Genomic DNA, 10,617 nt, shown 5'->3' on the forward strand with positions numbered 1-10,617 from the left:
ACAACTTGCTCTGCTTCTTGATCATTAAGTGGAATTTGAGTTTGTGCTGGAACTTGACATGGCACGTTAATTGGACATTGTTCACTCATATTAATATCTCTCCTTTTTATAGCGAATTTAGGATTTCACTAGCTGTTTACATTATTAATATATTCTCTTCTTCTACTTATGCTTGTGCTTGTATAGTAGTTGATATTATTATTTATTGAAATGAAGCACACGGATGACAAGGAATTGAAAAATTCATATGTTTACAATAAATTGATGAAAACCCTAAAGCATGAAAAACTTAACAAAATAATCCTTTGAATATAGTCCGGCTAGATAATTAGAGGGCATCAATTTATTAGAGCAGTAACAATTGCTACACTATGGATTGGTGTCTTTTTTATTTTATGAAGGGAAGATGTGGGGGAATGAAAGTATCAAAAGATCAATTACGTGAATGGAAAAAACAATCCGTGAACAAGATAATGTTTCGCGATTTCTTCCTATGTTTAAGTAAGGAGGGATCGTGATTTTTTTATTTGGCTTAAATAAGGGTAGTGTCAAACCTATTTTCATTAAATATCTAACAGTACCTTGCAATAAACAATAGTAGGTGGTATATTATGGATAACGAAAGTGCCTTGTATTGAATGGTACTAATTAGGAAGGAGGATTGTCTTTGAACGTCCAGTTTAAAAAAGGTGTATTAGAGCTTTGTGTGCTGGCACTTGTTAAGAGAAAAGATTGCTACGGTTATGAACTCGTTCAGCAAATCTCCAATAAATTCTTAATCTCAGAAGGATCGGTATATCCGTTGTTACGTCGATTAACAAAAGAGGAATACTTTCAAACGTATTTAAAAGAATCAACGGAAGGACCGCCGCGTAAATATTATCAATTAACAACTCAGGGTGAAGAGCAACTTCATTTACTTGTAACGGAGTGGCGTGATTTTGCTAAAGGGGTACAAGAAATTATTGAAGAGGTGTAATGAGATGAATAAAGAACAGTTTCTCCGAGAATTATCGGGACATCTTAGAAAGCTACCAGAAGAAGAGAGACGAGATATTGTATACGATTATGAGGAACATTTTCAGTTTGGTTTCGAAGAGGGGAAGACAGAATCTGAAATTATAAAAGGGCTCGGTTCGCCAAAAGCAATTGCGAAAGAAATGTTGGCATTATATCGTTTTGATGAGATGAAAAAGGATCCATCTGCTTCAAATATAACAAGAGCTGTGATAGCAGCAATTGGACTTAGTTTATTAAACTTTATTGTTGTATTAGGACCTTTAGTTGCAATTGTGAGTTTTATATTTGCACTTTGGGTTGGAGGAGTTGCCACTGTTGTGTCACCACTATTTGTAGTAATTAAGATACTAATGGGCACTTTCTTATGGCTTGATGTATTTGTTTCTATTACATTTATCGGAGTGGGTCTATTGCTATGTATCGGGGCATATTACTGCACAAACTGGTTTAAAGATTTGTGTGTGCGCTATGTCAATTGGAATCTTAAGATGATTAAAGGGGAGTAAATAATATGAAAAAAATATTATTAGGAGCTGTCGCTTGTATCGTTATTGGTGTTATTGGTATATCGCAAACATATTCAAAAACAGTAGATGCGGTGGGAAAGGGAGACACGGAAAAGGTTATTAAAAATGAGGCAATCAAAAATGTAGAAATTGATTTGGACGCTGGGGATGTTACGATTCAAAAAGGAGATGATTCCTCTTTTTATGTAAAACAGTCAGGAGATGTAGCGAAGCAAAAAATTAATGTTGAGGAAAAGGGAGATACATTAAAAATTCAAGGAAAAGTAAAAAAAGGGATATCATTTGATTTTTCATTTTTATCTTTCGGATTTAAAACGCCTAAGGTAACGGTTATTGTTCCGGAGCGTGCATATCAAGAATTGAAAGTGGGCTCGTCTGCCGGGGAGATAGAAGTAAGTGATGTGAAAAGTGATCATGTAACCGTTGCGACACTTGGTGGGGACGTGGAATTAGAGAAAGTAACTGCAAAAAAGGTTGAAGGGTCCACTAAGGCTGGTTCGATAAAAATAAAAAAAGGGAGTGGTAAAGTTATAGCAAAAACACTGAGCGGAGAAGTAGATATTATTGATCATGATGCTAAATATGATGTGGAAGCAAGTTCAACTGCCGGGGATGTTGATATTCGTTTATTAGAGAAACCTCAAGATGCGACTATTAGTGGAAAAACGTATGCGGGGAAAGTGAGAATTTTTAAGCAAGAAGATAGGGATGTAACCATTGGAAATGGTAGTGTGAAAATTAATGGGAAAACGTCTGCTGGAGACGTTACAATAGAAGTGAATTAAAAATAAACCATAGATTTTTATCAAGACCTAAAATTAAAAAATCATTAATGAATAAAGGGAAGTACATATTAGTCATATATAATATGTTTACTTCCTTTTTTATTTATGGGGGTCCCATCACATGCCCATCAACTTAAGAGCAGAAACACAATGAACTTTCGTTCATATAAGCTAAAAAATTTAATATATAAAAGGGGGATGAAGACCACCCCACTGATTAAAGCTTCACCTTACTAATCAGATTTGTAACATAAACGTTCGTTTTTGTTACGTTTTGTATTTGAAAATATGAACTATCTCAACTGTTGAACTAGCTGTAACAAAATACTGTATCAAAAATAATTCGTAACATTATTCATATAACATCTTTTTGTTACATCGAAATCTAATAATGGAAATAAAATACAGAATATGACCCGAAATTTCATGTATCTCGGCTGCACCCCTTTAATCGTTGCGATAAGGTTTAAATGATGTAATTAATTTTCATTCACTATTTTTGTCTATCACTTCTTCTTTTAAAGACATGACAGACTTATCTTTCAGTTACAGGATGAATTTCAACGTCAATTGAAGATACGATGGTCCACCCGATTTCTTTAGCCATTTTATAAGGCCAACAAGCCCCTTTGACTCTTCTGTTTTTGATCCATCGAAATTCTTTGTCATGAAATTGTTCATTAGAAACTTTTTCTTTAAAAGGAAGCAATGACCAATCATTGAGTTTTATAAACTTAACTTTTTCCATAAAAAACACTAACAAAAGTATACATTCAAAATATGACAAATAAAGAGATTAGAACATCATGAACAAAAAAGAAAAAGCTAGATCCAGGCTAGCTTTTTTACATAATTTAAGTTAACGGAAGTAAGCACTACTAAATAAAATATTTCCAATATCCTATTACTACAAATAGTAAAGAAGCTACTGTATAAGTAATAGACCCAATAAAAACAGGATTCATATTCAATTTAAACTTTTCCTCTTCGATTTTAATACCTGTTTGAGCTTGAAGTTGAAGTCGAACACTATTACTAGAGAATCCACCTTTACTACTAAAAAATCCTGTAATCAGAGTAAAGCAAATTCCTATAAAAAAGGTTATATCAATAAAATTCCAACCAATAAATTCTGCTAATTTATATACAATTACTCCTTCAATTATTAAAGTTGCAAGCACTCCTAACACTTTTTTCATCTTATCCATATACTCCTTCATATTTCAGATTAAAAACTATTACTATTATATTTCTAAATTTATATATAAAAACCCTTTATATATTCTGTCTATAGTTAACATAACCTCACTTATCAGTAGTAAAAATCCCAAAACTTTTATAAATTGCAATTTTAAAATATAATAAACTTAGAGTGAAAAAACACAGTTCGGTTGGTAGTCCGGACACAGTAGTCCGAAAAACTATTGTCAGTAACCTTCCCCCCTGGGATGTCCATCACTCATGTTATATAAAGGGGGGTTCTCAATGAAACTTACAATTTATTTTGATGGACAATTTTGGATTGGAATTGTAGAAATGCATGAAAATAACAAACTAAAGGTATGTAAATATACTTTTAGAACAGAACCAAAGGATAGTGAAATATTAGACTTTATTTTTCATGATATGATTCCATTACTAAATAATACATCAGGTATTAAAAACTCCAAAGATAATAGAAAAACTAAAGCTATCAATCCTAAAAGATTAATAAGATTAACAGCAAAAGAAATAAAAAATCAAGGGGTTTCAAATAAATCTTTTGAAACGTTGAGAATAGAATTAGAACAAAAAAAGAAAATGAAGCAAAGTATGACACGTCAAAAAAAAGAAGAAATTAAAGAAAGAAAAAGACAAATTAAAATTCAAAAGCGAAAAGAAAAACATCGAGGAAGATAAAGGATCATCCGCTATATTTAGCGGATGATCCTTTATTTTACCTTAAATAGTTAACATAAATCCCGAAATCGCTAGTTACACAGTTACATCTGTTTTTCTTGTCTTTTTGCCGAAAAACTTTTCTATCTTGGACCAAAGGATGTAGCATCCTGCTCCTACAACAGCCCCCATTGTATTTAGGATTATGTCATCAATATCTGTGCCTCTGCTTTCCCCGATGCTAAATAAGAAAACCGTACAAGTTTGGAGGAACTGTACAAGTTCAATTCCAACTGTACAGAGGAACGAATACCAAATTGCTTGCTTGATACTTTTTACCCATTTGAAGTACAACATGACAAACGTAAGTGGTGTAAGCATAAACGCATTCCCTAAAATTTGATACAACGCAGACGGGTGATTTTGTAGTATATCTATGATTCCTTTGCTAGGTATCAGATTAACCGAAAATGCAAACATTCTCCTTATATCCTCTGCTGTGAGATTCATAGGAGAGTAAAAAAGGCTGATTTTTACGGTTCTCATGTATAGGAAACAAAGATATAAAGAGAGACAAGCACCAATAACCCAATCAGGAATGTTTTGAAGTGTTGTACGCTTTAAAAGAGTAGCCAGCAAAATCAAAATAATTATCATATTTAATATAATTTGTAGTTCTAACTGGAAATTGAAATACGGAAATAAATCTTGTCCTAAAAGAATAAGAGGGATGATTAATAACATATACTTTTTCATTATGTTCATTCAAACTCCTTATTTTCATTTCAAAGCAAACCCCTTCCGTTCGGAGAGGGGGGTCAATTTTTGTTTTGTTTTTCTAACAGTTGAATAACCTTATCTAATTTTTGCTCAACTGGATTTTGCTTTTTGCGACTGCTAGTATATCGAAGTATACGTATAATCACGCCAAGCAGTGCACCGATGATTATTAGAATAATGATGTAATAAATAGTGGCTCCTAAAGGCATTATTCAGAACCCCCTTTTTTCCTTATTGTACCATTTAGAAGAAGTGATATGTTGTGTAATTTTGGTTGTATATCGTATACATGTAAGGTTAACATAACGCATCATTATCGGTATTCAATATATGAACAAAAACATTGGTGCTGAAAGACTTTTATAAGGCTTTTGTAATTCTCAAAAAATACATTTTGTTTCTTTTTTCGACAATAAGACGAAAGTAAACTTCTATTCGAAATTTTACTTTCGTCTTTTGTTTGACCTTTGAAATCATTCTATATAAAAGGAACATTTTGTACACATAAAATTAAAAAATGAATTGTGAAAGACTTTTGTAACATTTGTGAAAGAGCAATGAAAGATATTTAAATTATATTGAACTTACTGATATTGATGTTGTTAGTAAAAAGTACAAACAGAGAGTAAAGAAGAACATTGTGTTTAAGCAACCTAAACTGAATTCTACTAGGAGAGGAAAACAAAAATGAAAAAAAACTTTAAAACAATTAGAATTGGAAAGAAATTAATTCCTGCCACAGCGGCATTAGGTATTCTTTTTTCTGTAGCTCCTGTTGCAGAGAACAAAGCTAGCGCAGGTTTAGCCACGGTGTTGGATGTGACTATTACTTCATTAGGTATAGTAGCTGATGTTTATGAAAAGCTTGGGATATCTGTAGGGGAGCCTGACTTATCTAATTACACTGGCCCCTATGCAGAGAATGTATCTTACAGAGCTCCTAACTTTAAATCTGGGGAATTTAATATTTCTGTGCATCATACGAAAGGAGATTCCAATTTCACTAGAACGATTAAAGTACTCTATCCAGATGGAAAAAGTGAGATGAAAGACTTAAAATCGGGGCAACAGCTTAAGATTACAGAACCTGGTACAATTGTAGATTTGAAACCCTTTGCAGAATCTGTATCAGAGCACGATCTTCTTTACATTACACAAGCGCAATTGGACGAAGGGAAAACCGGAGTTGCACTTAATCAAGTTATCACCGTATACGTAGAAAAAACATCCGGTGAAAATAAAGTACTTGTTGACGAATTTTATAAGAAGAAATTTGGAGCAGATTCTCTTGACGGTTTTAAAGGGTTAGGGGTGGACCGCTTTTCTTATTTAACAGATGAACAAAAGAAGGTAGCAACATTGACTTCACATCCAGTGGGCAGAGAAGTTCTTTCTAATTATGTTACGAATAACCCTACAGCTCAAGCAGATTTTAATAACCGGTCAAGTAATGTATTTGCAGAGATTACCAATACCCTAGATACACCTATTACACTACCAGAGAGTATACTTAATCACGGTGAACCTTATAAAATTATCCCCTATAAAAAAGGGTCCAATAAAGTATTGGTAAAAGCAGGTTCAAAATATCTTTCAGGGAAAGAAGGAAAAGCGCTTCAATATTCCGATTCGATTGGTAATGATGAATTGTTTGAACTTGTCCAGACCCACAATTCTTCTAAAAATAAATTTCAGTTCTATTTGATAAACAAGAATGGAGTACGTCTAGCTGGTAATAGTTACGGTCATGGATTCGATACTGATTTCAGTTACAAATCTGAAATTAGTTTCACTGCAAAAGGCAATGATGAAGTTAACAATTGGTTAATCGACTGGTACCCTGGTAAAGAACATGAGAAACAGAAATATGAAAGAGTAGAGTTCAGAAATAATGATAAAAGTGATAACTCTATATGGACGGCATACGATTCCTCTGGAAAATTGATAACGAATAGTTGGGTAAACCGAAGTAACAGCTACTATTATACAGATGCTTCAGGAGTTCTCTTGAAGGGTTGGAAGGAAATTAAGGGCAATACGTATTATTTTAATCCGGAGTCTAACTCCATGGCGTTGCCAAGTACATCTGATGCACTGATTGAGGGTAAATTATATCACTTCAATAATTCTGGTGTTCTGCAACGATCAGCCTGGGATGGTACGTCTTATTCTGATGCTACTGGAGCGTATATTCAAGACGGTCTGCAAGAAATAGAAGGTGAAATTTACTATTTTAAAGATTCCGAGGTTAATAAAAATGAACTGCGTCTAGAAGATCAACATGCCATTCTTCACTTTTCCGACAAAGGCGTGCTTGAGAGGGCTTCAGATCTGAATGGAAAAGCACTGGCTAGTACTACTGTTACTCTTAACGGGAAACAATTAGTTTTTGAGAAAGACGGTTCTGTTAGAAAACCAGGACTTACTGGAAAGAGATCTTTCCCCCAATCAGATGGAACCGAGAAGGTCACAATGCACTATTATAGCTTAGAGGATGGAGCTTCCTATTCGGGTTGGAAGGTGATTAATGGAAAGAATTATCATTTCCAAGATGGCAAACACTATACTTTCAATGGTCATGAAACCATTGACGGAAAAAAATATTATTTTAATCATGACGGGCAAGCTTTGCTGACTGGGTTTAAAAAAGATAATGGTAAGATATACCACTTTGATGATAAAGGCGTAATACAAACGGGATGGCAAGAAATAGATGGTAAATGGTATTACTTTGATGATTCTGGAGCAGCTAAGGTAGGATGGTTCAATGTTGGCGGTGGGTACCATTTCCCTTATTTCGGATACTTTACTTATTATGCCAAAGAGGATGGTTCAATTTATCAAAACGTCACTGTTAAACTTGATAACGGGAACGGTGTTATGAAGACTTATAAATTTGACAGTCATGGGCACAAAGGTTATTAATAATCCAAAGAGAGTCTATTTTTTATAAATATGACTCTCCAAATGAGATCCCCCAACCTAACTGGATCATATAATTCTGAAAAACTCAAAATATGTGATATATGTACCCCCTGTCCATATGGATAGGGGCTACATATATAGGTTTCTAAATATAACAAATCTTTCTATAAATTTGTTACCTCTATTCTATACGCCACAAACTAAATATTCCCCAGTATGTATTCTTTTCAGAATGGTACATAAACAGAACTTATCTAGTCATACAAGTAATCAAGTGTTAAAATTACCATCTGGATTATAGAATCACTTTTAATAATTTTTAGTGAATATAAGATCAAATTGCTGGATTCTAACCTAGCAATACTATCAGTTATAGCACCTGCATCTCCAAGTTCCATAGATTTATTAGATTAAAGCAGATAAGAGAAACATTTCTATTGTGATTGGTGAAAAAGAAGAGAGGATTATATATGAAAAAAAGGATTTTAATCGTAGAAGATGAAGCAAACATTCGAGAAGTATGCAAACGGTACTTAGAAAGAGAAGGATATGAAGTATTTACAGCCATGAATGGCGCTGAAGGCTGGGATGTATTTCATCAATATCAACCAGATTTGATAATTTTAGATCTGATGATGCCGAAAAAAGATGGATGGGAATTATGCGAGGAAATTCGTCAACAATCCAATGTTCCTATTATTATGTTAACTGCTAAGGGTGAGGAAAGAGATCGGATTTTAGGCTTAACAATGGGAGCAGATGATTATGTAACAAAGCCCTTTTCACCTCGTGAATTAGTATTAAGGGTTCAAATTATACTAAGAAGAGGCAGTCAGGTACCGATACAAGCAAAAGAATCTCTATCAGAAGTGATAGAATTTCCAGATTTGAAAATTTATCCAAAAACAAGGTGTGTACTTGTTTGTGAAAATAAAGTGGAGTTAACGGTGAAAGAATTTGAGGTACTTTATGTCATGGCAAAGCATCCAAAACAAGTGTTTTCTCGTTCGCAACTTCTTGAACTTATTTGGGATTTTGAACATGAAGGGGTTACAAACACAGTAACCGTGTTAGTGAGTCGTTTACGTGACAAGCTGGAGAAGCATACGATAAAGAATCGTTGGATTCATACGGTTTGGGGAATAGGATATCGCTTTGAGCCAACTGGAGGAAATGAAATATGAGATTACGTATTCAATTGTTACTGATGAATTTATTAAGTACCAGTATTTTGGTAATTGCTATATGGTATAGTGAAACGAAAATGTTACTTGAACCAGAACAAACACGGTTATTAACAGTAATTGCGGTTGTAGCACTGATTATTTCAACGTTTATTTACTGGCTAATGACACGGCCTATCATGAGGTCCATTCAAAATTTAATTGAACTAACGAAACAATTTAGTGATAGACAATTTGAAACGATGTATATAATTGGACAAGAACCACGGGAGTTTAAAGAATTAGCAACAGCTTTTCAACAAATGGCAAAAAAGTTAGAAGAAGGGTTTACTAAGTTAGAAGAAGGGGAAAAAGCACGTAAAGAGCTGATTACGAATATTTCACACGACTTACGAACGCCTATGGCTAGCATGCAATTGATGATCGAAGCATTACAAGATAACCTGATTGAAGATCCGGAAATGAGAAAGCAGTACTTAGGGACAACCTTAAAAGAAATAAAACGATTAAGCGGATTAATTAATGACTTATTTGATCTTTCAAAGTTAGAAATTGGACAAGTTGATTTCTATCCAAGTTTCACACATATGGACAAAGTCCTATTAGATGTACTAGAGTCATATACTGTCTTATTAGCAAACAAACAGATTGATTTACAATTGGAGGTTCCTGATACATTACCTCGACTTTTAATTATGCCGTGTAAAATAGCACGGGTCATTAGTAATTTGTTAGATAATGCGATTCGGTATTCCCCTGTCTCTGGAACAATCGAGCTGATTGTAGAGGAAAATAAGAAAAATCAACAAGTCCAATTCATTTTGCGTGATGAAGGAGAAGGAATTACTCCAAATGACCAATTACGCGTATTTGAACGCTTTTTTAGAACAGATCAATCAAGAAGTTCACAATCTGGAGGATCTGGTCTCGGACTAGCCATTACAAAATCACTAATTGAAATGCACAAAGGAGAAATTGGTGTGAGAAATCGCTCAGATAGCAAACAGGGAAGTGAATTTTGGTTTACTCTTCCCATCACATCAGAAAAAAATAAGACTACTGAAAGACTTTTGTAATATTTATATTATAGAAATGAAAGGTCAACCGATGCAAATTATTGGTGTTTATAAATCAGATAATGAGTTTATGGAAATGGGAACATCGGAAGCGTTAGTTCCAATTTCATTATGGCCGACTCTGTATGGAAAAAGAAAATTAATTCAAATAGAAGAAACTCATTCAAAATGGAAAAGTGGAGAAATAATTGCTGTTATGTTTATGGAAATGTTAGAGCTAAGGAAAAACACGTTTTATAAACTAATGAAAGAATATGAAAGCAAATTGAATTGAGCTGGCCAATATCCAGTTCTTTTTTGTTTGTAGCAACGCTCTTGGAAAATAAAAAGGAGCCCGTTAAACTGATATGATCCCCTTATAGTAGACAGTAAAAAGAAAGCACATTAATCTGTTTACTATGGAGGGGATTTTTCTATGGGGAAAATTAGAATAACTTACGAT

General features: G+C 33.7%; 11 protein-coding genes and 2 pseudogenes. 8 read left to right on the forward strand and 5 right to left on the reverse strand.

Going from position 1 to position 10,617, the window contains the following annotated elements:
* Positions 1-89 (reverse strand): annotated as a pseudogene (locus AZF08_RS32030) (CsxC family protein); the annotation flags it as partial.
* 578 nt (positions 90-667) lie between these two features.
* Between AZF08_RS32030 and AZF08_RS19270 the strand changes: the two are divergent.
* The 3 genes from AZF08_RS19270 to AZF08_RS19280 are packed head-to-tail and all read left to right on the forward strand — an operon-like array spanning position 668 to position 2,332.
* Entirely contained in the window at positions 668-979 is a 312-nt protein-coding gene (locus AZF08_RS19270; RefSeq protein WP_033678981.1) for a PadR family transcriptional regulator, read from the forward strand.
* Between the two features lie 4 nt (positions 980-983).
* Entirely contained in the window at positions 984-1,526 is a 543-nt protein-coding gene (locus AZF08_RS19275; RefSeq protein ID WP_033678980.1) for a DUF1700 domain-containing protein, read from the forward strand.
* A 5-nt stretch (positions 1,527-1,531) separates the two neighbouring features.
* Positions 1,532-2,332, forward strand: a complete 801-nt coding sequence (locus tag AZF08_RS19280; RefSeq protein WP_033678979.1) for a DUF4097 family beta strand repeat-containing protein — start codon at positions 1,532-1,534, stop codon at positions 2,330-2,332.
* 535 nt (positions 2,333-2,867) lie between these two features.
* Here the strand turns inward: AZF08_RS19280 and AZF08_RS19285 are convergent.
* Both AZF08_RS19285 and AZF08_RS19290 read right to left on the reverse strand, forming a co-directional pair.
* A complete protein-coding gene (locus AZF08_RS19285; RefSeq protein WP_033678978.1) occupies positions 2,868-3,080 on the reverse strand; it encodes a hypothetical protein in 213 nt (70 codons plus the stop codon).
* Between the two features lie 130 nt (positions 3,081-3,210).
* On the reverse strand, positions 3,211-3,531 hold the full coding sequence (locus AZF08_RS19290) for a hypothetical protein (RefSeq protein ID WP_033678977.1): 321 nt from the start codon (positions 3,529-3,531) through the stop codon (positions 3,211-3,213).
* Positions 3,532-3,817: 286 nt separating this feature from the next.
* On the opposite strand from AZF08_RS19290, the gene AZF08_RS19295 reads away from it, so the two are divergent.
* Complete coding sequence (locus tag AZF08_RS19295; RefSeq protein ID WP_033678976.1) at positions 3,818-4,231, forward strand: YjdF family protein; 414 nt, start codon at positions 3,818-3,820, stop codon at positions 4,229-4,231.
* 75 nt (positions 4,232-4,306) lie between these two features.
* Here AZF08_RS19295 and AZF08_RS19300 read toward each other — a convergent pair whose 3' ends face one another.
* Both AZF08_RS19300 and AZF08_RS28215 read right to left on the reverse strand, forming a co-directional pair.
* A complete protein-coding gene (locus AZF08_RS19300; RefSeq protein WP_051725963.1) occupies positions 4,307-4,975 on the reverse strand; it encodes a VanZ family protein in 669 nt (222 codons plus the stop codon).
* 53 nt (positions 4,976-5,028) lie between these two features.
* A complete protein-coding gene (locus AZF08_RS28215; protein ID WP_064504766.1) occupies positions 5,029-5,199 on the reverse strand; it encodes a DUF4083 family protein in 171 nt (56 codons plus the stop codon).
* Positions 5,200-5,677: 478 nt separating this feature from the next.
* On the opposite strand from AZF08_RS28215, the gene AZF08_RS19305 reads away from it, so the two are divergent.
* From AZF08_RS19305 to AZF08_RS32235, 4 genes and pseudogenes are all read left to right on the forward strand, one after another.
* Positions 5,678-7,915 carry an N-acetylmuramoyl-L-alanine amidase family protein gene (locus tag AZF08_RS19305; RefSeq protein ID WP_033678975.1) on the forward strand — a complete coding sequence of 746 codons (2,238 nt, stop codon included), beginning with the start codon at positions 5,678-5,680 and terminating at the stop codon, positions 7,913-7,915.
* 470 nt (positions 7,916-8,385) lie between these two features.
* Positions 8,386-9,099, forward strand: coding sequence for a response regulator transcription factor (locus AZF08_RS19310; protein WP_033678974.1), 714 nt, complete (start codon positions 8,386-8,388; stop codon positions 9,097-9,099).
* Positions 9,096-10,175 carry a sensor histidine kinase gene (locus AZF08_RS19315; RefSeq protein ID WP_033678973.1) on the forward strand — a complete coding sequence of 360 codons (1,080 nt, stop codon included), beginning with the start codon at positions 9,096-9,098 and terminating at the stop codon, positions 10,173-10,175. Before AZF08_RS19310 ends, AZF08_RS19315 begins: the two co-directional genes overlap by 4 nt.
* Positions 10,135-10,407: pseudogene (locus AZF08_RS32235) on the forward strand (macrolide ABC transporter permease); the annotation flags it as partial. The gene AZF08_RS19315 and the pseudogene AZF08_RS32235, both read left to right, overlap by 41 nt.
* Positions 10,408-10,617: the final 210 nt, after the last annotated feature.

It is taken from the genome of Bacillus gaemokensis (assembly GCF_001590835.1).
Classification (GTDB): domain Bacteria; phylum Bacillota; class Bacilli; order Bacillales; family Bacillaceae_G; genus Bacillus_A; species Bacillus_A gaemokensis.